This is a genomic window from Levilactobacillus wangkuiensis (assembly GCF_016861605.1).
GTDB lineage: Bacteria > Bacillota > Bacilli > Lactobacillales > Lactobacillaceae > Levilactobacillus > Levilactobacillus wangkuiensis.
Window position 1 is genome coordinate 55,245 of the sequence record NZ_BOLM01000011.1, and the last position, 25,385, is coordinate 80,629.

Here is a 25,385-nt window from a genome sequence, read left to right on the forward strand (position 1 = left end):
CGCCGGCGGGTTCAAAACGCCCTGCTATGGGGTCGGTTCCAGCCAAAGAACGGGCTTCCACCTCGACTTTGAGCCTGAGGACCGGTCTCAAAGGTCGTCCCGTGGGCTAGACTGGGAAAGGACCCCAGTCAAGGCCACCGACACAGCTGGGCATTTTGACCCGCCTCTGGTCGCTGACACTAGCCAAGAACCCTATTTTTACCGGTCTTGCGGCTAACACAAGTTTAGCCCAAATGAAGGCATTGTCCTGGTCGCTTAGCCTTCACCTATCATTCCGTGGTCCAATGCCATTCAGTCAATCTGGTAGCCTGTTCAATCATCTCTTGTACTTCTCACTCCTCTGATGCCAAGTAATTATCAATTTTTCCTATTAAGATCCTAATAATTAACAAAAACACCAGTCAATTCACCCCAGCCCCTTGCCAGCCATGGGTTAGAAATGTTTCAATAATTAATAATAGCTGGTTTAGGGCAACTGACTACAATTATTAATCAGTCACTTAATACTAAACCAGTTCAAAATATCCAACTTCAATCAATACCCAACAAATAAACACCAATTCAGCACAACGATGACTACGCAGCTCGTCACAGTTGGTTAGCGGGTTAAACGTGTGTCAGCCGCAGGGTCGGTGAAAATGAGCTCAGCCGTGGGAGTCATCTTTGAGACTCGCACTTAGAGGCTCAAAGTAAGCCTGGAGACCGCCCTTTGGCTCCAGGCGGCGCCCACAGCGTCACGGCTCATTTTCACCGACCCGGAGGCGAAGGAACAACACAAGTTTAACCCCAACCAACTGTGCGGGCTTGAAGAGTAATGGAGGATGAATCATGGCAAACACGAAAAACAGTCAAGCAGCAAAGATTCGGCAACAAATTATCACCTGGCTTCAAGACGACCAGCAAACACAGGTCGTGTCCGAGGCCAAGTTCCCCGGCATCCGCGGCATTCGGGCCGTGAACCTGCGCCAAATGCTGGGTGACCTGGGTTACAAGGCGTCCGTGGTCATGGGGGCCGTTTCCGCTGCGCCTTCGACCGACCCGCGGATCAAGAAGGCTGCGGTCAAACCACGCGAAGTCTATTACTATTTTGATGTGAACACGCCGGCCCCCGCCAAGGTTCAGGCGGACGCGGCCAGTGCTGCCACGAGTGGTGCTGGTGTCACCTCTTCTGCTGCCACGGTAACGACCCCATTGGCGCTCTCCGCCGTTAAGGGCCTCGCCGGCACCCCAGCCTTCGCGCAGGTCGTCAACACCAATCAACACCTCAGCCAGGCCATTGACGACCTGCTGACCGCTGCCCAGGCCCAACGTCCCCTGACCGACCTTGAATTGAGCTTCCTGACGGACTTTGCCGCCCAGGTCGCCAAACAGAGCGAGTTGTTACAAAACTTTGCGACGCAATCCAAGATTGATCAACTGCGGCGGGGCTAATTTCACAAGCCCGTTATTCTCGTGTTTATACCGTTAGTTAACGAATCACCCCGCAAAAGACTGAATTCGCAAATATTTTAACAGATTTCGACTATTTTGTCGGAAAGTTCTTGACTTTTAGTCACTCAGCCATTACTCTGTTATAAATTACTTTTATGGGGGACGAACGCTAATGGCACTACACGAAAATAATCGGGTGTTTTGTGAAAAGACGGAGCTCTTCTCCGATTCTTTCTATGGCACCATCACGAAGATGTACGAACACTCAGCAATCGTAAAGGTTGAACCCGACCAACTCTCTAAGAAGGAAACGGATAAGATCGATTCCTTCGGCGACCTGGTGGTCATTCGCCATACCGAGCTTCAATTGGTCGACGCTGAGGGGAACGCTATCGCTGAACCTGAAGAAGAACTTGAAGCAGCTGAATAACATTAGTTAAGGGTCTGGGCCATTTGCCAGGCCTTTTTTGTTGCCCGCATTTTCTAACGCCAATACAAAAGGAGCGGCGACCAGCTGGCCCCCACTCCTTGCTAAGACTCACTTTAAAATCTCTGTCAGCTGTTTCATCAAGATTGGCAACTCCGCCGACAGCGTTTCGTTCACGTGTTCTTCAATCTTACGACCCCGAGCCGTTACCTGGAAAACGTGGTAGCGCCGGTCCGTTGGCAACGTTTCATCCTGAATATACCCACCATTTAACAGGCGGCTAATTTGAATGGAAACCATTGACTGGCCAACGTTCAAGCGGCGAGACAACTCGCTGGTGCTAATTTTTTCCGCAACCAGTTCGTGTAGGATCCGGTATTGTTCAAACGTCAGGGCGTCCCCGCTACTTGGACGTTTGATGAATGGCCGTAAAAGTGAATTCAACTGGTGGATTCGCTGGACATCGCCAGCAAGCTTTTGCGTGTCGATCATGATTCTCTTCCTCCTCATGACCCCCGACGGCCTTATGCCGATAATTTTTACTTCCGCCGGTAAGTCTAAACATAGTCCGCATTCAAAATAATTCGTTAGTGGGCAAAAAGGTTGACCCCTAACGCATCACTCTTAATATACTAGCATAAATGACCGACTATATTATAAACAAATCACATCTCAGCCGAAATTTGTTATAAATTCACTCATATTAAGTTGTCACTTACCCCTCTCACTCCCCGTCACTCTAGGAATCAGCTCCGCTCATTGATGAAATCGTAAGAACGCCCTTCGCCCTGATACAGGCTGTGTAACGCCTTCTCTAAAAGTTGCGGGTCGGGGTCGAGCCCCGTTTTGCTAAAAATCTCACCAATCAACCGACAATCCCGTTTCTCTTGAAACTGCCTTGCCACTTCCATCACGGGACGAATTTTCCCTGCTGGTGGCACCGTTACGTGTTGTTGCGCAATTTCTTGCTGGATCTGTTGCTGGAGCATCAAGATTTCTCGTGCTTCAGCAACTTTCTTACGGAGCCGCGCCGCCGTGTCATGGACAATCAGTGCCAGCCCATTGTTGAGCAAGACCCGCACTTGGCGTTCCTGCATGGTTCCATTGATGTGGGTCTCAAACTGACACCCCAACCAACTGGTATAGCCTGACCCAGACGGCCGGTCCGTTGAAACGAGAACGATGGGTCCCAGAACAAAGGGAACTGGACTACTCAACTGTAGAAATTCCACCATGGTGTTCATGTCGAACCAAGTCAGCACCTGCGTCGTCGTGAGTCGATCCATGGCGGCCTTCGACGAACAGTTCGTTCGGAAAAAGCCCTCATCGTTACTCCAGATGACGGTGCCGCCAGCCTGGCTACCTTGAAAGTTCTTGATGTAGATCACCGCCGACCAATCAAGGTCCAGTTGTTCGGCGGGGACTTGCCGGATCACGTCCTCGGGCCGCAACTCATCAAAGTTGACGATTCCCTGGGCATTAATCTGATTACGATACACGCTTGATAAGCCATTCAAACAGGCTTTATTCAAGATGTCGCATCCCCTCCGAAAACTACGTGGGTAATCGGTTAAACATCTCTCCGTTACCCGGCTATAGATTCTCACAAAACACGAATAATAGCAAGAAAGACGTCTCGTTTTTAAAAGATAAAATTCGCAAATAATTCGGTATAAATTGCGGGATTAATGGTGTTTACGGGAAATGATTACCGGTAGTATTAACGAACTATAAATATTTTAATATCGTATTCATTCGGATATTCTCATTAAAATTTCACAAGGATGCCAGAAAAGGTTGGTATAATGCGGATATAATTAGTGAGGAGGAGTTCGATGACAATGAGACGGCAAAGTTTGGGCACGGTTTTGACTAGCGCCCGAAAAATTTTGATGAACGGTGCCACCCCCGCAGAAGTCTTGTGCGACGTGGATGTACCGGCTTGGTACCTAGCGGAGTTAGAACGTGACCATATCACGCAACCAAATGAAGATTTGCTGACGTTGATTTGTCAAGCTTACGAACTAGCGGTTGCCGACGTGGCCGACCTGCGTCAGTCACCCCAACTCACCACCGATTTAACCGAATTGGCGGCGCAACGTGATCGGGCAACGGCCACCTTCCTTCGCCAGCAACGACTGGATTGGCCCGACAGCGCACTGGCTGCCAAACAATCGGGTAGTCTGAACCAGACCGATCCCGCAGCCAGCCATAGTTACGCGGACATTTTGCGCTGCCTGCGAATCCAGATTGACCACGACCCCATCATGGCCGCCAGCGTCTACTACCGGCTGTCGCCCATGGCTTACTGGCAAATGGAGGCCGCCCAGCTCGCCATCACGGATGAGGTTGAACGCCTGCTGTGCTACCGGCTGGAGGTTGAGGACTTGAGTCGGTTCTTCTACGTGGACGACCTGTTTAGCGCGCTGTGTGGACAGTTAGACATTTGCAAATACTCGTTGGAACCGGTGAAGATGCCTGGGAATTATTAATTTTATGTATAGTAAAAGCATCGCCCTTGGTGGACGATGCTTTTTGTATTGCTTGGTTAAAACTTATGCAAAGTAGTTAGCACTTGAACCGTTAGTTTGTGCATCAACGGGAGAAGCACCAGATACTTCAGTAGCAGTGTAGAATGCTTTAGCATTCGTAGTCGTGCTGTAAGTACCAGCTACAGCGTTGTTAAACGTGTACTTAGTATAAACTTGGTCACCCTTAGCATTCTTGTATGAAGGCGTGTTTAACGTGTTCAAGTTGTTACTAGTCAAGTAAGCTTGCAGGTCGCCAGTTGTGTACGTTGCATCAGCAGCGCCAGTAAAGGCAGCGTTAACTGCAGGGAACACAACCGTGGTTGCAGAAGCAGCCTTGGTGTCTTTAGTGTATGCAGTCAGCGCTGTAGCACCTTTGGTTTGATCACTGTTTAAAGCGTAGAATTGAATCTTCGTAGCAGCATCAGCATTCTTGGTAGCAACCAAGGTAATGGTGTCACCAGTCTTAGCTGAAGCTAATGCCGCTTTGTTAGCAGTATCAGACTTTTCATACGTGTAACCAGTACCAGCTAGAACAGCTTTACCCCAATCGTTAGTAGCTTGTTTAGCTGCGGAATCACCAACAGCAGTCCCAACAGCAGTTGAAACCTTACCATCAGCACCCGTCAGGCCAGTCAAGGTAGTAGACTTGATGTTCGTACCATCAATCGTCTTGATGTTAACCTTAACGTCAGTCTTTTCGTTGTAAGTGTTGGCAGTCGTAGCAGTATCAGTAACGGCACCGGAGTAGATCCAACCACTGATAGCTGGGTTCTTAGCATCCTTAACGTAGTAGTACAATGAACCTTCACGCGTCTTGGTAGCGGCATCCGTAACAGTCAAAGGATCGCTGGCATAAGCCGTGGTATCCTTGATTTGCTTAGAAGCCTTGTATTGAGTGTACTTAGGAGCATCCCACGTAACGTTGCTCTTACCAGGCTTGGTAAAGTAAACGGTCGTCTTGGCAGGCATAGCAGCTTTAGTAGTCGTGTTAGCAGAATCAATTCCACCAGCAAAAGTACCAGCCTTCTTACCGCCGTAGATGTAACCACGGTACTTACCGTTCATAGAAACGATTTTGTAGTAAACGGAGCCCTTGTTAGTGGTCTTTTGGTAGTAAGCACGGAAGTAATCAGCAGACTTCTTGGATGAAGCCAACTTAGCCATCGTCTTCTTGGAAGCAACAACCTTGGCACCCTTAACAGTCCCTGGCTTTGAGTAAAGAGCATTCTTGCCCGTTACTTCAACGTTACGAGTGTCGGCAGCAGTCTTCAAGGTTTGGCTTGAAGTAACCTTGGCCTTGCTAGCAGCGTTGGCAGTAGTTGAGACCGTAGCAACGGCACCAAAACTCAACGCAGCTAAACCAATGTAAAGCGATTTTGCTAAACTTGATTGCATATTATAATTTCTCCTCTGAAATATAAGTTTATTTGTTAACGGAATACAGTATACCAAAAATCTTCACAAATTACGCATATTTAGACATTTTTAAACTACCTTAAGACGGTTGGAAATGCTTAAAAAGCCGCTAACCACGGACTTTCTTGTGGGTAGCGGCTTTTGTCAGACTAATTCACTTCCTTTATGGATTCGCAAGCCTTCACTCCAGTATCCACGAAAAATTTCCTCGTTCCATAATTCAACCTTTAATTTACTTGCTAATTCAACAGCACTTTCCGTAAAATCACTTGTTGTGACTACAATCACCTTGTCGCAAGCGTAATACGTCCGCCCTGAATAGGCTTCTTGTACAGCTTTGTTCCCAACGTTATTAATATATCTTTTGCACTGAAAACCAATTTTTATATTCCCTTTATGTGCTATAATATCTAACCCTTGATCTCCACTGGCTCCGATAACCGACACCTTCTCATATCCATTTAAAACTAATACTTGATAAACTATACGTTCAAATTGCTGACCTGACAGTTTTGCTAGTTCATTAAATCGTAATTTTCCAGTTCTCACTGCATCATCTGATACGAAGCTTATCTGTGGATTTCCCTTCTTTTTTTCAGCCATGTAGGCACGTGCCTTTTCTAAAACATTTTGCACTACTCGTGCATAGTGCTTATCCTTACTCAAAGGTTTGATAACTACCTTTCTGTAACCTATACTGTAATTTCCTAATACACACTCAACCTCATATCCTTTAATTTGCTCATCTCTATCGCAAGTTTTAGACTCTATTTTTACGTCATTATATAATGTCTGGTCATAATCCGTATCTTCCAATGCCATAATTAAGCACTTTCGTCTAGCCTTCTCACCTAGTTCGAATCCAAGTGTTTCCTCCAGCAATGGACTAACGGTCGGATTCCTCGCAAGCAAGTACAAGTCGAGTTCCCTGACTCCTTTTTCACTTAACACTGAAAAAATGACTTTCTTTTCCTGACTTTCATATGTCCCCATTACTATACTTGCTTTATATTCTTTAATATATTTCAAATCTCCTGTACTTAAAGCGTAATACAGGAAGGCATTAACTATTTCATCAGTAACAATATAATTCAAGTAGAACGCGTTCTGTAAGTAGCTCATCCATTTAAACGCCATTTTTTCATGCCCATAAACTATCTTTCTTTCTAGCCCCTTAATAAACATCATCGCATAAAAATTGTTTCCAAGTCCTATGACATTTTCCGTACCATTTGGCTTGTTTGATAGCTTAAATAACCAGTCAATATAAGCCCTACGTTGTTTCGGTGTTGCTTCACGATAACTAAATTTTTCAATGCTTCCTTTATAAGAATTCAAACAATCTGACGTTAGATCTAAAGTTCTGCTTATCGGCAACTTCGAATCAATCATCGAAATATCACCTCCCATGTAATATTCATCAATATAAATTGCTTTTCGTATATTTATTGGTAAGCTTTCTAGCAGCCTTTTCCTTTCAACTTCAGACAATTCATATGGGTCAATTTCCTTAATTTTTTCCTGATTTCTTTCCTTTTCCTTTCCCTCCTGGATTAGTACTTCGTTGCATTCTTTAATCTTTTTAACCTCCGACTTACGACTAGTAAATTCTATTTCTTGTGTAATGGACTCGTCCTCTTTTTCATTCGTGGAACCAATCCAAAAAACAAATACTAATCCAACTGCAATAATTCCAAACAACACAGCAATCACCACCATTTTCTAATATCGTCTCTATGTCAATAGGGGAACAATCCCTTAGAATCGTTCCCCTATTTATTAATATTTCTTCTATATAGATTTAAATGTTAATAATCCGTCGTATTCCCATTATCTGCATTAGGAATATCCGTTACCTTTGTGGCACTAATCGTTACAACCTTCAATACCACTCTGATAGTATCACCATATTTAACATTTGAGTTTGCAGTTTTAGTGGCACCTGCATCATAACTATACTGTTTATAGAATTTTTCACCCTTTTTAACTACATTATTACTGTCATCCGTAAATTCATTAGTAGCAGTCAATACCTTTGAATAGATTGGCTTTGAGAAGAAACTATCAGTAATCGTTCCGCTAGCAGTGAGAACACTCTTAGTAACGTCTCCAGTTAAAGATGCTGCCTGAGGTTTTGTAATGGCTGGTTTACCATTCAAGAATTCAGTGTCTTTGATTTCTGTACCTGCATCAACCGTGTTTCCTGAGGCAAGATAGAAAACAATCTTTGAAGTTGCAGACTTGTATACCTTAACGTTTACTGTACCACCATACATCGCTTTTTCAGAATCTACTACTGTGCTACTATCTACGGAGTAACCTTCTGGTGCATTCTTTGAATCTTTAGCAAAGACTGCAAGGGTTTGACCGTTAATATTCTTAGAGTCATTGCCCACCATACCATCTTTCTTAGTATCAGTAAGCGTCGTAATAAACGTCGACTTACCTACAGAGTTACCGTTAGGAGCCAAGTAGTTAACCGTCACACTGTTGTTCTCAGTTGGCGTTGCTTCGGCCATCGTCATGGACAAGCCGCCGAGTTCTTGGGTGGTTGCGCTAGCGTTGTAACCCTTACCCGCAAAGATCCAACCGGAAACATCAGAGTTCTTATCGGAAGTCACGTAGTAGTACAGTGAACCTTCCTTAGTTTTAGTTTCTGCCTTAGACACAGTAAAGGTATCTTCCTTAGTCGTCCCATACATGTTCACCTTGTGGGCCTTGTAAGTCGTGTGTTGTGGTGCGGTCCACAACGTGTTCTTCTTCACGTCCTTGATGTGGAAACCAGCCGTCCGTGTTGGCATCGTAGCTTCCTTGGTCGTTTGAGCTTCCTTGATACCGGCACCAATCGTCCCCTTGACCTTACCGCCGTAGATGTAACCACGGTACTTACCGTTCATTGAAACGACCTTGTAGTAGACCGTTCCCCGGTTCGTAACGGCCATGTAGTAGGCCCGGAAGTAGTCCTTGGAGTGGGTTGAGCTAGCCAGCTTCTTCACGGTCTTCTTGGAAGCCACCGTCTTGGCGCCCTTCACCGTTCCTGGCTTTGAGTAGATGGCGTTTGCGCCAGTCAACTCAACGTTCTTGCTGTCCTTGCCCAGTGAAGACTTGGACACAACTTTGGCCTTAGAAGCGGCGTCTGCGCTCGTGGCAGTCGTCGTGACCGTTGCCACAGCCCCTAAACTCAGCGCTGCTAAGCCTAAATACAACGATTTCGCTAATTGTGCTTGCATAATTTTCTCCCCTAGAAAATAGATTTAGTTGTTCTCGGGTAGTATACCAAGAAGCCCCAGCAAATTGATATAGCCTATGCAAAATACTCCATGTAAATAATTATATTCGGTATAACTGGATAAATAAAAAGGGCGTTGGCGCCACCCCTATCAGGCGACCGCAACGTCCAAATTTTCGTAAAGTTTTTTATTAATAATGAGAAAGTCCCTCAGAATTAGAGTCCATTTTCTCCAACAAATCGTAATACCGGTTGTTGATTTCATCTGTTGTTCGATCAAAATTGGCCAGGCCAGCTTGATTTTGACTAGAGATATCACCTAAATTTCTAACACCTGACTCGGAAAACTCATACACAACTACTTTATCAGCCATCTCCACGTGCTTGTAGCTATCAGTTAATTTGGACGCTAGAACCTGATTGATGAGTTCTTTTACCAAATAATCACTATGCGTGGCTATCACGACATGTCCATCGGCCACTGTGAACTGGTAGAGTAGGTCCATCATCACCGTCTGTTTCGTTGGATGCAGACCCATTTCTGGCTCCTCAATAATCAACCAATTGTAAATGTCTCTATTTTTAAAGAACAGCTCAATCCCTAACAACGACTTAAGAGACGACGAAACTAAACTAACATCAATCTGCTTAGAGTTGTCGCTCGAAGCCTGATATTTGATACGATTCGTCATTTCATCAAATGAAAACGTTCCTGGCACTAATTTCCGCAGCAGCCGAATCTCTTCAACCGATTCCTTCTCATCATATGGTCTACCTGCCAAATTCAACGCCCCATTTAAATACTTGATATACGCTTCAATTGGACAAGGATATCGTTCAACTGAACTTCTGACGGCAAGCGGATTAGCAAAGCTCTCCGCGACAATTTGATTGTTTAAGCGTGATTGAAGGACGTTGATACCCATTCTCTCTGCGGGTAGATAGACGCTACTGGTTAAACTATCAACGAAAAAGCCTTCAAGCATCCGGTTAAGGCGAACCAATACTTGTTCTGAAGAGGAAATCTCACGCCTCTCCACTATCTCATCTTTCGAGATTCTTAAATCGCCATCAACAGCTTCAAACGTCAGCGCATAATTTTGACGTTTACTTTGGCCATCTTGGATCACAGTTGCGTATGCAAGGCGAGCCTCGTCCATACGAAGCCCAAACAAATTGAGATCCTGATTGTCAATCGTGATCTTAGTAACGCCACTTTTATACGTCGACTCATCTCTAAAGAAGTCCTGAAAGTACTGTCCTTCTTCATTCAAAGCGTTAAACGCCTCGACTAATTTCTGCCTCAATGAATCCTGTAATCTTTGAATATTAATTTGAATTTTAGCGCTCATCCGCAACCCATTAAAATCCTCCATAGAGAACAAGTCAGGAACAAACTGTTCTAACCAATTGTGAAAAGCAAAAACGCTGTATGCTGCCAACGTCTTTCCAGTGTCGTTATCTCCAATGAATAGCGTTAAATTGTTTAAATGAACTGTTGCATCTGAAATGGGGCCTAAATTCTGAATCCTCATCTTAATTTTCCTCGTAGTATCGCTTAGTTTTTAACTAGTGTATCACGCTGGCACCATCATCCCTACAAATGAGCACCCTTCCCCTGCGTCTCCCCCACCAACCCAATACTCAAACCAACGACAATTGCCACAACCCATTTTCTCATCAAAAAATCCTCCCCGACTATTATCATTACCTCCTCAGTATACCCCCACTCACACGGTTGCGCCCCCAACCTTTCCCAACATCCGGCTGAGAACACCGTTGGACTGGCGATCCCACCAACCTATGCTAAACTTCAAGATGGCAACGGCTAAACCGCCTATCTGGTGGCCGTTACCACCTTGCGACTGGCGTAATGCTCAGGCGTTTGTCAGTTGGCGACCCCCATGATTAAGCTCGGCCATTCAGTCGGGTAGTTGCTCACGGCGGCTACCCGGCTTTTTGGTGCGAAATGGAAGGGAGACTAGCTCATGCGTTCAACCCCCAACGCCCATTTTCACGCACAACTCCAATCGCCGGCCGCGGTCCATGCCCACCTGTTGCGCTGGGGCATCATCACCAATCTAAATTATCGTGCACTCGACCTAGTTGACCCCAACGGTGAGGCACTGGCTCCCTTGCACGACTATCTCAGGCAGCACGACATGGTGGTGCTGGTCCGCATCATCTGGGACAACGCCTACCACCAAGGCGTGATCACCCTGCTGTTCGACACCGCCCGCTATACGTTCGCCCAGGCCCGCGGCACTTGTGAACGCGACCTATTTACAGAACACGGCTGTGGCCTGTGGACCGCCGAAGATGAAAGACAGGCCGAGCGCATTCGAAAGGACCGGGCCCGGCAGAAACGTAAACGACTGGCGATCAACGCGTGGCAAGCAAAAAAGCACAAGTAACGCCTATTAAATTCGGGCGTTACTTGTGCTTTTGACACTCATTTTTTAGGCGGATTGGTTTCCCCCACTCACAATCTACGTTACAATAGACCAATCAAATCTAAAACTATGAGGTGCACCATGTCCATCAAACTTACGCTCGCCAATAACCAAGTCCTGACCATCGACCAAGACACGCCACTCAAGGCCTGGAAGGGCACACACGATAAGAACGAGGAGACCGGCAAACGCGAATTCTACGCCGAATCCATCCTCGATGGCACCCTGCTGGCTGACACAGAACTGACCGCCGCTGACCTGATGGTGGCCCTGCAAGGCTTCCTCAGCCACGCCGACTGGTTCGCCGTGGGTCCCGACTTCAAGCAACTTATTCAAACGTCTAGTGTGGTTGCGCTGGAAGCTTAATTTCGTTATTTTTGCCGGCTGTTTTCCAATGGGGAATAGTCGGTTTTTCTATATACAGAAATTTTCAATTACGCTTCATCAGCTACCTGAAAGACCCGCGTAGAATATCCAGCAGAATCACTGTACCGAATATGCTTATCCGCCTTTGCTCGGGCTTTTTCGGCCTGCTTAGCATCCACGTAAACGGTTGGTTCCGGCAATAATTTTGTGTTCTTCTCTGAATCCTTCTTAAGCGCGATAGTCCCCTCTTCCCGCGTCAGTGTGGTGAAACTCACCTCGCCAGCAGTCGCGTCTTCCAGGTCTTTCGGCTTTAACGTGTCAAACTTAGGCGTTGTCCCTGACGTAAACTCACCTATTTTAACCAGTGTTCCTGTTGTTAACCACACGTAACGAGTGCCGGGTCTAAGGATGGGAATAAATAACGTTTCATCATCATATTGATATTTAGGATTGGGACTTAATTTGAGGTTACCATTCACCAGTCGCAAAACGACATTATAGATGGGCGAATCCCCCTGGAGCTGAATTCGCATCGTGCCAACCGCATGGCCCCGCATCTCTCGTAGCACCTTGTCGATTCGAGCATCAGATTTTTCTCGGGACAACTTCAACGCCTGCGAGGCAAACATTTCACCATACATATAGACGTCATTGGCCTGCAAAATATCCGTCCGGTAGCGCATGGAAATACTAAATGGCCGGCTATCCTTACGGCGTTTTTCATCTTCAGATTCTGTCTGTACCGTCGTTTGCCAGCCTATCCCCAAGATAGCAATGATGGCGCCCAAGCCACTGACCAGATCAGAAACACTCCCCAGTTCCATCCGAAAGGCTAAATGGAGCACCAGCGCAATCAGAACTAATCCCACCACAATTGCCGTCCCCAGCCACAGATACCGCTTGGTCACCGGACTGATTTGCTTCTCCTTCTTCACAATGTCCACCTCCGTAATTAATTGGTTAGTTCTAGAATATACCTATGAAGTGTTCATCGCTACGGCAACTGTAATCAATTACAGTTTTGCTAAGAAATGAGGGCCATCCCCCATACGGGAACAGCCCTCATTTCTAATACTACCAACTAGCTTTAATCTTCTGCACTTCATCTCTACTCAAGTAATCCAACGTAAATGCCATCAAGAGAGATTATAAATTACATTACTCCATTTGCAACTGGCACTTCTACTTCAGTCCACTTTCCATGATATATCTTGCCACTGGCATCCATTACAAAGGGTCTCGCCTTCATTTTACTTTTACAAAATTTACGTTCATCTTGCTCACATTGATTATATTGAAAAGCGCTCTCAGCCTTCTGCCCCTGAAGCAAATACGGTCTTCCAAAAGGATCCAAATGAATTGGACTATGCAAATTATTTTTAAACTCCAATCCCGACCGCTCCAGCTCAACTGGTACCTTCCCCTTATTATAGCAAGACACCTTAATAGAGAAAGAGGCCACCATTTTCTGCTTCTGAAAGATGACTGATCCCATACCTCCAAAATCATTATAATGACATTCGACTATTTTAATAACCAAATTAACTTGATCATTAATCATACCCATAATTAGTTCAACAAAATCAAAAACTGATCCTAATTCAAAAAAGCTTAAAAACATAGCCATAGCTTTTCCCCTTATCAAGAAGGCAACATAACCTTTTCAGACTACGCTAACCTAATATTTTTTATCTTTCTTGATAATGGTATCATGCGATTTTCAAATCTGGCTAGACTTCTAACAAGATATGTCATTTTTCCTATTTATTTTCACTTAATTGTTCATAGTCAATCGTTTTCTCTAGATGTCTAGCCTGGTCCCTATAGCCTTGAAAATCATTTTCAAGGCTAATAGCTTCAATGGCGGCTATGCACCCTCGTACTTGCTCCACCAATTTTTTCTTATCGTCGTCACTGTACTTTAAGTTACCATTCAGCACTGGATCAATTAAAGAAACCGCCTCATGTAGCTTTTTATACAGTTTCTTTGGAATATATAATCCATTTTTTTGCAATAGAACTCCAGTAATCTTAATTTTTGAATGTATTTCAGTAACTATCACAAGTTTTGTTTTCTTAGGATGCGCTTCAAATCCGTATTTTCTGATAATATGCTTTACTTTACGAAGATGTTGCTTATTTATGATACTGGTTGACGATAACGTCAAGTCATCATAATATGCCGTAAATGTAAAATCATGCGCTCTTGCATAGTAATCGATTTCATCAAATAAATTCAAGTAAACTAACAGACTTAGAACCGGACTTGTTGGATATCCCTGCGCTAAAGACCGATGCTGAGCACCAGCTGCAATGTTCGTCGTCAGTAACGATATAATCGTTGCACAATCAATCGACATTTTCATTTTATTCCGAAAAAAGTCATAAACGTTATTGTAATTAGTATTGGGGAAGAAATGCCGAATATCGGTTCTGAGAATATATCCATGGCCCACGTGACACTGAACATTCTGAACTGCATTTCGTCCTTTGATTCCTCCAAACTCATATTGAGGAATTCTAAGTTTGAACAAATAATTCAAAATTGTTTCTAAAACCGTTTTCAATTTTGGCGAGGGATTCGTGAGATTGCGACCCTTTTCTTCAAAATTTTCAGAAGGGTAATTCAAATCAACATCTCTAAGTGAATTCAGAGATACCTTTAACAGATATGATAATTTTCTTTTTGACTCTACTCCATATAGTGGACAACTTTTCCAATACATTATGTATTCCCTTCTGAAGACAACAAAAAAGAGATGTAACTTGAGAAAGGAAATTATAAAGCCCCTTTAGGATTAAAATCACCCACTGGAGAACTCCAACGGTTGCTTGCAACGTAAAGATAATAATAGGCAAGCCAGCTTTCACACTATCGAAAATCGCCACAATTTTCAGTAGCCTATTAAACATCCTTACAACCGTATTTTCCTTAAGCGAAAGCCAATACTCTAACAATCGCCACTTCCCCCTATGCTTAGCATGCTTCATTGAATACTTCATTGAATGTTTCATTTATGAAGCCCTCCTTTCAATAATTGCTGACATAAAACTGTCAGACCGCCCAAATTATTGATCATGAAGGGGAAAGCTCTGAAAACGTTACATCTCTTAATTAACCAACCGCCCAAAAAACTATTTCTGAACGAACCTCATGCTGAATTTTAGATTGACGATACCACTTACTACTTCCCACTCATTTCTAGCGTCTCCACACGCTACCTCATTCATCAAGCCGAGCGCTACTTATGGAGCTGAGCTCAATCGATTTCAACGATAATGCAGACTCGACATCCCCACAATACGGTGAATACATTTCCACACGACCATTCATTACGACTGGCAAATGCTAAGATGCGACATGAGTGCTTGGCGGTTGTGGCGGCACCGCATAACCATGGCACGGGAGTAAGACTAGCACTCTTTCGAGCAAAATTTGCGGTCAATACCACTGGAATTACTAAGCATGTATCCAGTATACTTCAACATCATTTATTATTCCAAGATTAGCATTTCAAGTTTATAAACAATTCGTTATACGAGCAAAAAAAGCCATGCCAACCGCCAACAAACAGCGGTCAAACATGGCTTTTCCAATACACCTATTCAGCTTTACGTTCAGCCAAATCGGCCATAATCTTCGGGTACTTCTTGTCCAGGTCATACATCCACAACATAACAATTTGCAGGATGTAAATGATAACTGGAATGTAAATAAACAATTGATAAATCGCTTGAATCGCACTACCTGATTGCGTTGCCAGAGTTCCATCGTAATGGCCCCAAGCTAATACCCAGCCAGTCAACGCAGTCCCAAGACCAACACCAATCTTTTGGCCTAAACTACCGCCACTGTAGAGCAATCCTTCAATCCGGACGTGGGTCTTCCATTCCCCATATTCAATCGTGTCAGGGAACATTGCCCAAACACCACCAAGCAGTGGTGCTTGCCCGATACCTTTGATGATTTGGGCCGTCATGACCATGCCAAAGCTCTTGGCATCAACCAACGTGACCAAGTAACCAACGATACTGATCAAAGAACCGTAAACCATGACTTTCGTCTTACCATATTTCTTAAATAATCCAGCAATAACGAGAAAGCCAATCAGAACAGGTGCTAAGTAACCAATCGTTAAGACCCCAACTAAGGAATCGTTATGCAAAATGTACTTAGCGTAGTAAATCGTACTCCCTTGGTTCAGCGCGTAACCGATACTGTAGATAATGAAGAAGATTGTTGCAATCCACCAGTACTTGTTGTGCCAAACGGCCTTTAAACTGGTCTTCAGTGGAATCTGTTCTTTTGGTGCCTCCTGAACCCGTTCACGTTGTGACTTGAACACAATCAGCAGCAGAACAACTGAAATTGCGGATAAGATTGCGTACGTGATCACCCAGCTAACCTGTTTGTTTCCAAAGAAGTTAACCAGTGGCATCGTCGCGTTGGTAACAATCAAGACCCCAATTTGGGCCATGAACATCCGGAACAAGTTGAAGATTTCCCGTTGATGTTGATCCCGGGTAACCAATGAGTTCAAGGTCCCATAAGGAATCGCAATCGTTGAGAAGGACACCATCAAAATGTTATACGAAACAAAGATGTAGACAACTTTGGCAACTTCAGACCAACTCGTTGGCACCGCGAATAGTAAAATCGTCAGCGCGGCAAATGGCAAAGCCCCGTACAACAGCCATGGTCGGGTCTTCCCCCAACGACTATGGGTCTTATCAACCAAGCTACCAACCACAACATCAATGATCCCATCAAATGACCGTGAGAACAGCATCAACGTCCCAATGATTCCGGCCGAGATACCAATCACATCAGTATAGAAGTAGACTACGAACATTCCTAGTGAAGCAAAGGTAAAGTTAACCGCCATATCCCCGAAACCAAAGCCAAGGTAATCCTTAAAGCCTAGGTTTTCTTTAAGTGAGGAAGATACGGACTCTTGTTTCTCTGCGCTTTCCATATTTTCACCCCTGATTATTCAACGTCAAAGTTCAAAACGTTCCATGAGCCCTTGGCCAAAACGATATCGGTTGCGTTAGCATCCTTCACCGTTGCTTCGGTAGGAACCACCTTTTCCGGATCTTCAAACGTGTTGCGGGCTTCCAAATCATTTCCAGTAAATTGAATGTGTTGGGTCAAACTAGTCTTGCCTAAACGGGTGAAGTTCAAGGACAACGTTGCGTCGTTCTCAGTATCAGAGTTCAAAGCGAAGACGTGCAATTGATGCTTAGCTTCATCGTAAACTGTGGCACTTTCAATTACGGGGATGACACCGTAAGAAGTCTTCTGCGTGTCACCGGAGACTTGTGGTTGCAGCACAGTGCCACGACCGTACTTGCTTAGTAGAGCAAATGGGTAGTAGATTGTTTGCTTTAACAGGTTACCTTTTTCGTCAGTCGTAATAGGTGCGATAACATTGAGCAATTGGGCTAAGCAGGCAATTTCAACAGCATCCGTGTTGTTCAGAATATCAATCCCTAAGCCACCAACGGTTAAGGCATCTAACAGTGAATACTTTTCTTGTAAGATGGCTGGATGTTCTTCCCACTTCTTAGCACTCGTCAATTCAAACGTCGTCATCCCATTCAGATCGTCCAAGTTATCCAACTTGATGTCTTGGAAGTTCCAAACGTTCCATTCATCCAGGCAAATTTTAATCTGCTTGTCACGGTACTTCGTCTGTAAGGATTGGACAAAGTTCAGAGAGTTCTTCGTGTTCTTAATGTGCGTATCCAATTGCTTCCAAGAAGCTAAGAAGTCGGTGTTCCCTTGACCAGAATTCATGTTGTAATTGTGGGTAGAAATGTAATCAACGTATGGGTAGAGTTCCTTCATGATGGTCCGGTCCCATTCCAGATACGTTGGCAGCATTTCATAACTACTCCCGCAGGCAACTAACTTGATGCTCTTGTCGACCCACTTCATCATCTTGGCAGCTTCTCGGGCCTTCTTTGCATATTCTTCAGCAGACATATGTCCGGCTTGCCAGTCGCCTTCCATCTCGTTCCCTAAGCACCAGTACTTGATGTTGTATGGCTTACGGTGACCGTTCTTAATCCGCAGGTCACTCCAGTAAGTGCCATGATCATGGTTGCAGTATTCAACTAACTCAGCGGCGGAACGAATGCTCCCAGTCCCTAAGTTAACAGCAATCATGGGTTCAACACCGACTTCTTCTGCCCATTCGCAGAAGTCATCGATACCAAATTGGTTGGTTTCAATACTGGACCAGGCAAATTCCATGGTCTTCTTCCGGTCTTTCTTAGGGCCGATACCGTCTTTCCAATTGTAATTAGAAACAAAGTTCCCACCGGGGTAACGGATAACCCCAAGGTTCAGGTCCTTGACTTCCTTCTTAACATCTTTACGGAAACCATGTTCATCGGAGAAATCTTTGTCTGGGTCATAAATCCCACCATAGATGGAACGGCCTAAATGTTCTGTAAAGGAACTCCAAACCTTAGGATCAACCTTACCAATTTCAAATAGCTTATCGTAGCTGTATGTAGACTTCATTATAAATATCCCCTTCGCTAAATTAATCAATCAGATTTACATCTGTCTTTCATGATTACAGGTACAGTTTAGCAAGTATGACAGCGGTTACAATAACTTATAGACAATTGAATCCGATAAATGCCGTTTCACTTAACAAAAATGGTAATTGAAGTTCTTCAGATAACCTTTTATACTTGTTAATAGATAGACAAGGGTATCTGACCCCGTACATATAAATAATTTTATCAAGAATGGAGGATTTCACGATGCTCGTAGATGTTACTGATAAATCACTACCTGTTTATAAAGCTTTAGCTAACTCTGTGCGACTCCATATTATTCGCTTGCTCTGCGAACGACCTTACAGTGTTAAGGAACTGGCCGAACAGCTAGGCCTGAGTCAACCGCTCACGCTGCGTCACGTCAATCAGCTCCAAAAGGCTGGCCTCATCAGTTTTACCAAAGATGGCAAGAGTAAGGTCTCTCACATCAGCGTCGATGAAGTTAAAATGGAGGTTCCCCGTCAGGTCAATTCAGCCTTGAATTCCCAACGAATCGACATCCCCGTCGGTCTGTTCAATGACTTTGACGTCAAACCGACCTGTGGCCTCGCTGATTTGAACAGCTTTATTGGCCACGTAGATGAACCTAAATACTTTCTGGACTCGCAACGGATGAACGCCAGAATCTTATGGTTCAGCCAAGGCTTTGTCGAATACCAGATTGGGAACTATCTAAGCCCCAGCGACCACGTTGAAATGATAACGCTTTCAGCTGAGATGGGGTCAGAAATTCCTTTGTCCAATAGCGATTGGCCCTCTGACATCACGTTCACGCTAAATGACCATCGACTAGGAACTTGGACCAGCCCTGGCGACTTTGCCGATACACGGGGGAAGTACACCCCGCTGTGGACCCCATCACAGTTCAATCAGTACGGAACCATGTTGACGGTTCTCATCTCCAGCAAAGGTACTTGGATTGGCGGCAAAATGGTTAGCAGCACAACCATCGCGGACCTCATGCCCCTGCCTAGCCGGCTGAAGCTTCGTATCTCGGTTGAGGCCAATGCTGAGCATGTTGGCGGCTGCACTATTTTTGGTAAGGGATTTGGGAATAGTAATCAGGATATGTATTTGACCATGTACTATAGTTCGTAAAAAGATGAGGCTCCTTCCAAAACTGGAAGAGGCCTCATCTCTATTTCATTTTAGCTTTAGTAACCTACGCTACAAAACCAGCACTGGCTTCAAAACACTACCATTCTTAGACGCCGCGAATGCCTCATTGATCTGATCAAAGTCAAAGAACTTAATCATCTTATCAAATGGGAATAATCCACGCTTGTAGTAATCAACCATCTGAGGGATAAAGATTTGTGGCACCGAATCACCCTCGAGCACGCTAGTTAAGTTTTTACCTTCAAGAAGGATGTCACTCATAACATTTAAGGTAATTTCACCACCAACACCGACTAAGACACAGTCACCTGCCGGCTTTAAAACGTGAATAGCGTTCTTGATAACTGGTGAGACACCAGTTGTATCAATGGCGTAATCAACGCCCTTCGCAATGATTTCGCGAATCTTTTTCTCAACGTCTTCATTTTTACTATTAATGACTTCAGTTGCACCTAATTCCTTGGCTAAATCCAAACGTTTGTCGAAAATATCAACCGCAATAATATGGTCCATTCCAACAATTTTAGCCGCCATAATTGCAGAAAGACCAACCGCACCAGTCCCAAAGACAGCAATCGATTCACCAAACTTAGGATGGATGTAATTAAGCACAGTCCCGGCGCCGGTTTGAATCCCACAGCCTAAAGGACCCAGGAGACGTAAATCAACATCCGGATCAACTTTGACAAGGTTGTGTTGATCCGAAACGATGTAGTTCGAGAATGACGATTGACCTAAGAACACAGAAATATCGTCACCGTCAATCGTATGTAGTCGGTGAGTGCCATCATAATTGGCACCTTCCAGGTTCAGCTCATTGAAGTGCGTGCACATGACTGGATGACCTGCTAAACAGTTGTCACAATGACCGCAATAGGAAAATGAAACAACAACATGGTCTCCCGGTTGAACCGTCTGAACACTACTCCCAACCTTTTCAACAATGCCGGCCCCTTCATGTCCCAAGGCTACTGGGAAAGGTGATAACATCCCGCCGTCACGACCGACCGCATCCGTATGACAAATACCAGATGCAACGACTTTTACTAAAACCTCGTTTGCTTTAGGTTCATCCAACTGGGCATCAATAATCGTTAACGGTGCGCCTTTTTCTGCTGCAATTGCTGTTTTAATTTTCATCTTAATTGCCTCCTAGACTGTTTGCTCATCCTTTTACAAGTCCATTGTAATTGACTTACGCTTTAGAGTATTATGGTAAAAAAAGACTGCACCCGAACGTTTAGGTTCGGCCTAAGGAGGATTACCTGATGGATACGGAACTTCTCAAACTATTTATTGAAGTCACCCAGCTCGGCAGTTTCCAAAAAGTTGCAGATAAAAATTACATTTCACAACGCGCTGTTTCCAAACGAATCAGTTCATTGGAAGAAGATCTGCATGCCCAGCTGTTTCTACGTGAAAGTAATAAGATCACCCTAACCGTCGCTGGGACCCACTTTTTGAAGCGTGCCAACCAACTTCTAAACATCATGAATACCACAAGCTACGAGCTACAAAACCTAGATAAAACGGCTAGTCAGCAATTAAACGCTGGTTACTTTTCACCATTCGACGGTGCGGTTCTGAAGGATGCCCTCTTTAACTTACCACCCGAGATTTCTGTTTCTATAAAAGAAGCTGGGATTGAACACCTAGTCTCCGACGTACTTCTTGGTGAGTTAGATTGTGCCATCATTCTTGATACAGCTAGTTATCACTACGACTACCAACAACTGGGGCTCACTAACCTCCCTGTACTATCAAACACCACCTTCATTGGCATCAGTGCTGCCGACCCACTTGCCACTCACACAACCTTGCCAGAAAATGCACTAAGGGAAAAGCCGATTCTGTATTACAGCAGTGAAGAATCGGATTATCTCAAGCAGGCCTTTCAAGCCAACCTGGGACCATTTGCGAACGAGCTAACCATCATTCATCAACCCTCCTATGAACAGATGCAAATGCTGGTTGGTCTAAACCAAGCCTTTTCCTATTATCCAGGTGGTCTAACTGGCCGTCTCCAGAATCCGACCGATAAGATTACTTACCTACCTCTTAACTCCAAAAACAATCAGGGATTCACCTTTGAAATCATCTTCAAACCAGATAATCACAAAGATAGTCTGAAAAGGCTGATTGACCTTTTCTAACGCACCTTTACCAAATCAAAACCTAACTTAACCCAACCTAAACGCCACCCAAAAAATCCCAACACCACCACCCAACCATTCACCACCTCAATCACCAGTCCCCGCCACATCCGCTCCCCACGGCAAATCGCCGTCCCCTTATCCCCAACGAACCCCCATTCCAACCCGCACCCACGCTAGCTAATCCCCGGATGCCCATCGTCCGTCATAACTCGGGGGTCGCGCTCATTTGACCAATTTCCTTGCTATACTAACTCCTGTTAAGCGCAAACTTAACGACTCAGATCACAAAGGAGACCTAGACATGCAATCTAGTTTAAAGAAATCAGTTACCCTTGGCCTGGCTGCCCTCAGCCTCGCCGGTGTCGCGACCATCGCCGAGACGACGAGTGCTTCCGCCAAGTCCTATGCGACCGCCGGGGCCTACACCACCCTGAAGACGGACGCCACCGCCCGCAACGTGGCGTCCACCGGGACCAACGCGCTGTACACCAAGCCTGGCACGGTCAAAGGAGCCAAAGTGGTAGCTTCCAAGGCAACTATGAAGAAACTGGCCAACTCCAACAAGTCCGCTAGCTACTTCCGCGCTTACGGCCAGAAGACCACCAACCGCGGGTCCGTTTACTACCGCGTCGTTTCCATGGATGGCAAATACCGGGGCTACATCTACGGCGGCACCACCGCGGGGACATTTGCCGGAGGCATCAAGACCGCTAGCACCACCACCGCGGCCACGACGCCAACGACCAAGACTTACTACCTGAAGAGTCCGGGCACCGCCAACACCCTCTGGAGCGCGCCGAAGTACACCCAATACAAGGCCACCAAGGTCATCAACAGCACCAGCGCCCTCGCCACGGATGCCTTTACCGTCGACTCCGCCGCCACCAAGACCAAGGAAGGCTCGCTCTACTACCACGTGACCGACAACAACAATGCCAAGATCAGTGGCTGGATCTACGCCGGCGCCCTGCAAACGGGTGAGAACAGCGCCATCACCAGCGCCAAGAGCGTCACCGTGAACTACGTCGACAGCAGTACCGGCAAAAGCGTCAAGAGTGGCGTTCTGATCACCGCGAGCGATGCCAAATCCGGGACCGCCCTGGGAACCGATGACGCCGCGACCGTCAACACGGCCATCGGCTCCGCGACCTACCTGCCAGCCGGCTACAGTCTGACCAGCGCCACCAACACCTACGTGACCAGCACCGACACCTGGGGCAGCAGCGTGACCGTGCCTGTCACCGCCAACGCCGCCGCGGGCATCACGATTACCTCCTCGTCCGCGTTGAGCAGTACGACCGGGGCCAATGACAAATTAACCACCACCGACGCCCTGGCCGCCGATGCCAGCACGACCGTCGCCACCGCCCAGTCTAATTTCACCAAGGACTACACCGGCGTCAGTGGCACCACGGCTTCTCAAAGCGACCTGAGTGCCGCCTTGACTAGTGATAAATTGAACACGATCTACGTTCCCGTTTACGAATCTGACGGGACCACCCAGTCAACCAATTCCGCTGGCGCCAAGCTGTACACCAAGTACACGCTGAACACGGCCTCCCTGCCAACCGGCATCACCTTTGGGAGTACGTCGCTGGCCCTGACCTACAACGCCGCCGGTTCATACGCACTGACGAGTGGGTCTAGTACCATGACTGCACAGTAGACTGACTTTTGGCTTGATTGTTTAACCTTTAACCGTAATGGGCTGTAGTCGCCTATTTTAAACGCAAATAAGCCTGTGGTAGTCAGAAAAGAAAATCTGACCATCACAGGCTTATTTTATCTATTAACTTGATAGACCTCGCAATTCTCTAACTGCTAATTTGACCAAACAAGTCTTCTGCCATATCTTCCGCAAAATACAGATCAATATCTCGTTCGTCTGAGCGATGAGTGAATTGAAAATTAGCTCGAGAATCAAGAAATGTTGTCATCAAGCCCTTGAATGTTCCTGAAATTTTCAAAGTTTTGCATCTCTCTTTAAAGGTCTCCAAATACATAATCTTGTTTCTATCCCGCTTAAAATTACTCAGGTCTTTTAAGGCTAGTCCGTCTACGTTCCTGAATCCTGCCTCTAACCGCCCAAAGAAACCATTTAGGTTAGCTTTACATTCAGCCAAAATCATCAGCCTTTCAGCACGCTTCAACGCAACCACGTCAATTTTAGACTCATTACACAGGTCATTTCTAGTGAAAAACGGACTTCTTCTAACCATCACCTTGGGCTCATGATGAATCATATTGGTCGACATCCGCCATTTACTCTTCACGAATTTTTCTGTCACAAGTTCTAGAAACGTACTACGAATCTTTTGGTAAAGAACCGGTTTTTGACCATAGATCCATGCTAATCCCTTGATAATAGTCTGGATATTATCATTATCCGCTTCATCCAAGAACTCAGTTTCCAAATCCATCTGAGTATCCTCTACAACATCATCGTACCGCTCGCGGTTCTGTGAATGCCGATAAAAAAAGCGCATAGTGAATAAAAATGCCTCCTTAGATTTGAAGGCATTAATATCTAGTGCTTTAAATGCGAGTCTGTAGTATTTACGAACCAACCTATCCTTCGAATTACTTTCCATTGGGAAGCGAAAGTCACGAACACTGTGTTCATTACTCATCTTGCCCCTTCTCCCAGAAGCGATAAGGAATAGTCCCTAGAGACAGCTCCGTTCGATCAAGTAATGACGTAATCATTTCCCGGAAGTATGGCTCAGCAATACTAAGCAAGTCATCGTACGGAACAACCTGCTCAATATTTTCTCGACTATTTAAGTCTCCTGAATAATCAGAAACAACCACGCGAACTTCATATATCACCTTAATTGACCCAAGGACATCATCAGCTTCCGATGGTTTCTGAGTGCCAAAAAACATCTCAACGGTGATTAAAAATGATAACCTATTAGGATTCTTAGAACTCACCCCGTTGCCTTTAACATTGGTCGCCATTTTCACTTGAAGCTCTGTTGGCGTTTTATCCAACCCATTATCTTTGGAATACTGGTTGAACGCGGCCTGTAAATCATCCATTTGTACACTTCTTAAGTTAATAGAGGTCAAACTTTCAATCATGATTTTCACCTCCAATAAGAAAACTGTTTTTCTTAGGGTCTTTCAAGCTAACTGGAAAACTAACATGAACATCCATTTCTTTATTATTATGTTCAAAGTGGTTCTCAGTATCCAGCATCTGCTTAAACAACCGACTCATCTTTCGAATCATGTCGGAGTGAGAAACATTAAGTCGGTCTAGTGATGTATCAACATCAATGGCTTCGCTAGATAAGCCCTCACCTACACGGTTCAACCGTTTATTAGAATGTTGCATGATCTTCATAATACTTTCCGCATACTCTTGAACAAAGTCCTTGTTGTTCAATTGCGTTTTTAATTTATTTACTTCACCAACATTATTTCCAACTGTTTTGCCAACAATAAAGTTCAGATACGCTGAATCTACTGCTTTTTTATTGGAAATCTTATGAATGTAATTGCCAACAGTTTTAGAGGTATCTTGAAAATTACGCTCGTACATTTGATATTCCTTTTCAACATTTTTCTCCATAGCACCAGTGTCAGATGTCGTTCTAGTTGAGACATAGCTGAAAATAGGACCTATCATGGCAATACCCTCCAATATCATAATTAATGCTCAGTATATACTTCTCC

At 45.0% G+C, this 25,385-nt stretch carries 24 protein-coding genes; 8 read left to right on the forward strand and 16 right to left on the reverse strand.

Annotated features, from left to right (window positions below):
* Positions 1-828 precede the first annotated feature (828 nt).
* Both JUF13_RS09185 and JUF13_RS09190 read left to right on the forward strand, forming a co-directional pair.
* Complete coding sequence (locus JUF13_RS09185) at positions 829-1,431, forward strand: hypothetical protein (protein ID WP_203639344.1); 603 nt, start codon at positions 829-831, stop codon at positions 1,429-1,431.
* Between the two features lie 172 nt (positions 1,432-1,603).
* Positions 1,604-1,861, forward strand: coding sequence for a hypothetical protein (locus JUF13_RS09190; RefSeq protein WP_203639346.1), 258 nt, complete (start codon positions 1,604-1,606; stop codon positions 1,859-1,861).
* Between the two features lie 108 nt (positions 1,862-1,969).
* Here the strand turns inward: JUF13_RS09190 and JUF13_RS09195 are convergent, their stop codons facing one another.
* Entirely contained in the window at positions 1,970-2,350 is a 381-nt protein-coding gene (locus tag JUF13_RS09195) for a MarR family winged helix-turn-helix transcriptional regulator (protein ID WP_203639348.1), read from the reverse strand.
* Positions 2,351-2,604: 254 nt separating this feature from the next.
* Positions 2,605-3,390, reverse strand: coding sequence for a hypothetical protein (locus tag JUF13_RS09200; RefSeq protein WP_203639350.1), 786 nt, complete (start codon positions 3,388-3,390; stop codon positions 2,605-2,607).
* Positions 3,391-3,693: 303 nt separating this feature from the next.
* Between JUF13_RS09200 and JUF13_RS09205 the strand changes: the two genes are divergently transcribed.
* Positions 3,694-4,350, forward strand: coding sequence for a hypothetical protein (locus tag JUF13_RS09205; protein ID WP_203639352.1), 657 nt, complete (start codon positions 3,694-3,696; stop codon positions 4,348-4,350).
* 63 nt (positions 4,351-4,413) lie between these two features.
* Here JUF13_RS09205 and JUF13_RS09210 read toward each other — a convergent pair whose 3' ends face one another.
* The 4 genes from JUF13_RS09210 to JUF13_RS09225 form a co-directional block, all read right to left on the reverse strand.
* Positions 4,414-5,784, reverse strand: a complete 1,371-nt coding sequence (locus JUF13_RS09210) for a hypothetical protein (protein ID WP_203639353.1) — start codon at positions 5,782-5,784, stop codon at positions 4,414-4,416.
* A 165-nt stretch (positions 5,785-5,949) separates the two neighbouring features.
* The gene (locus JUF13_RS14450) at positions 5,950-7,509 is read right to left on the reverse strand and encodes a restriction endonuclease (protein WP_236002692.1); all 1,560 of its coding nucleotides are present in this window, start codon (positions 7,507-7,509) and stop codon (positions 5,950-5,952) included.
* Between the two features lie 104 nt (positions 7,510-7,613).
* The gene (locus JUF13_RS09220; RefSeq protein WP_203639354.1) at positions 7,614-9,035 is read right to left on the reverse strand and encodes an S-layer protein; all 1,422 of its coding nucleotides are present in this window, start codon (positions 9,033-9,035) and stop codon (positions 7,614-7,616) included.
* 190 nt (positions 9,036-9,225) lie between these two features.
* Entirely contained in the window at positions 9,226-10,569 is a 1,344-nt protein-coding gene (locus JUF13_RS09225; RefSeq protein ID WP_203639355.1) for an AAA family ATPase, read from the reverse strand.
* Positions 10,570-11,022: 453 nt separating this feature from the next.
* On the opposite strand from JUF13_RS09225, the gene JUF13_RS09230 reads away from it, so the two are divergent.
* Together JUF13_RS09230 and JUF13_RS09235 are read left to right on the forward strand one after the other, a co-directional pair.
* The gene (locus JUF13_RS09230) at positions 11,023-11,448 is read left to right on the forward strand and encodes a hypothetical protein (protein ID WP_203639356.1); all 426 of its coding nucleotides are present in this window, start codon (positions 11,023-11,025) and stop codon (positions 11,446-11,448) included.
* A 120-nt stretch (positions 11,449-11,568) separates the two neighbouring features.
* On the forward strand, positions 11,569-11,853 hold the full coding sequence (locus JUF13_RS09235) for a hypothetical protein (RefSeq protein WP_203639357.1): 285 nt from the start codon (positions 11,569-11,571) through the stop codon (positions 11,851-11,853).
* Positions 11,854-11,921: 68 nt separating this feature from the next.
* Here JUF13_RS09235 and JUF13_RS09240 read toward each other — a convergent pair whose 3' ends face one another.
* The 6 genes from JUF13_RS09240 to JUF13_RS09265 form a co-directional block, all read right to left on the reverse strand.
* Positions 11,922-12,788 (reverse strand): hypothetical protein, encoded by an 867-nt coding sequence (locus tag JUF13_RS09240; protein ID WP_203639358.1) that lies wholly within the window; start codon positions 12,786-12,788, stop codon positions 11,922-11,924.
* Positions 12,789-13,006: 218 nt separating this feature from the next.
* The gene (locus JUF13_RS09245; RefSeq protein ID WP_203639361.1) at positions 13,007-13,480 is read right to left on the reverse strand and encodes a hypothetical protein; all 474 of its coding nucleotides are present in this window, start codon (positions 13,478-13,480) and stop codon (positions 13,007-13,009) included.
* 133 nt (positions 13,481-13,613) lie between these two features.
* Positions 13,614-14,483 (reverse strand): reverse transcriptase family protein, encoded by an 870-nt coding sequence (locus JUF13_RS09250; RefSeq protein WP_203639363.1) that lies wholly within the window; start codon positions 14,481-14,483, stop codon positions 13,614-13,616.
* A gap of 10 nt (positions 14,484-14,493) precedes the next feature.
* Entirely contained in the window at positions 14,494-14,868 is a 375-nt protein-coding gene (locus JUF13_RS09255; protein ID WP_203639365.1) for a hypothetical protein, read from the reverse strand.
* A gap of 587 nt (positions 14,869-15,455) precedes the next feature.
* The gene (locus JUF13_RS09260; protein ID WP_203639367.1) at positions 15,456-16,829 is read right to left on the reverse strand and encodes an MFS transporter; all 1,374 of its coding nucleotides are present in this window, start codon (positions 16,827-16,829) and stop codon (positions 15,456-15,458) included.
* A 14-nt stretch (positions 16,830-16,843) separates the two neighbouring features.
* On the reverse strand, positions 16,844-18,385 hold the full coding sequence (locus JUF13_RS09265; protein WP_203639369.1) for an alpha-N-arabinofuranosidase: 1,542 nt from the start codon (positions 18,383-18,385) through the stop codon (positions 16,844-16,846).
* A gap of 248 nt (positions 18,386-18,633) precedes the next feature.
* Between JUF13_RS09265 and JUF13_RS09270 the strand changes: the two genes are divergently transcribed.
* Positions 18,634-19,527, forward strand: coding sequence for an ArsR/SmtB family transcription factor (locus tag JUF13_RS09270; protein ID WP_203639371.1), 894 nt, complete (start codon positions 18,634-18,636; stop codon positions 19,525-19,527).
* Between the two features lie 69 nt (positions 19,528-19,596).
* Here JUF13_RS09270 and JUF13_RS09275 read toward each other — a convergent pair whose 3' ends face one another.
* Positions 19,597-20,688 carry an NAD(P)-dependent alcohol dehydrogenase gene (locus JUF13_RS09275; RefSeq protein WP_203639373.1) on the reverse strand — a complete coding sequence of 364 codons (1,092 nt, stop codon included), beginning with the start codon at positions 20,686-20,688 and terminating at the stop codon, positions 19,597-19,599.
* A 128-nt stretch (positions 20,689-20,816) separates the two neighbouring features.
* On the opposite strand from JUF13_RS09275, the gene JUF13_RS09280 reads away from it, so the two are divergent.
* Positions 20,817-21,701, forward strand: a complete 885-nt coding sequence (locus JUF13_RS09280) for a LysR family transcriptional regulator (protein ID WP_203639375.1) — start codon at positions 20,817-20,819, stop codon at positions 21,699-21,701.
* Between the two features lie 304 nt (positions 21,702-22,005).
* A complete protein-coding gene (locus tag JUF13_RS14565; RefSeq protein ID WP_203639377.1) occupies positions 22,006-23,370 on the forward strand; it encodes an S-layer protein in 1,365 nt (454 codons plus the stop codon).
* A gap of 148 nt (positions 23,371-23,518) precedes the next feature.
* On the opposite strand, the gene JUF13_RS09290 is transcribed toward JUF13_RS14565, so the two are convergent.
* Genes JUF13_RS09290 through JUF13_RS09300 form a run of 3 tightly spaced genes read right to left on the reverse strand, consistent with a single transcriptional unit; the run spans position 23,519 to position 25,338 of the window.
* Positions 23,519-24,334 carry a hypothetical protein gene (locus tag JUF13_RS09290; protein WP_203639379.1) on the reverse strand — a complete coding sequence of 272 codons (816 nt, stop codon included), beginning with the start codon at positions 24,332-24,334 and terminating at the stop codon, positions 23,519-23,521.
* Positions 24,327-24,788, reverse strand: a complete 462-nt coding sequence (locus tag JUF13_RS09295) for a hypothetical protein (RefSeq protein WP_203639380.1) — start codon at positions 24,786-24,788, stop codon at positions 24,327-24,329. Before JUF13_RS09295 ends, JUF13_RS09290 begins: the two co-directional genes overlap by 8 nt.
* Positions 24,781-25,338: a hypothetical protein gene (locus JUF13_RS09300; protein ID WP_203639382.1), complete on the reverse strand. Its 558-nt coding sequence runs from the start codon at positions 25,336-25,338 to the stop codon at positions 24,781-24,783. The genes JUF13_RS09295 and JUF13_RS09300 overlap by 8 nt, the downstream gene beginning before the upstream one ends.
* Between the last annotated feature and the right edge of the window lie 47 nt (positions 25,339-25,385).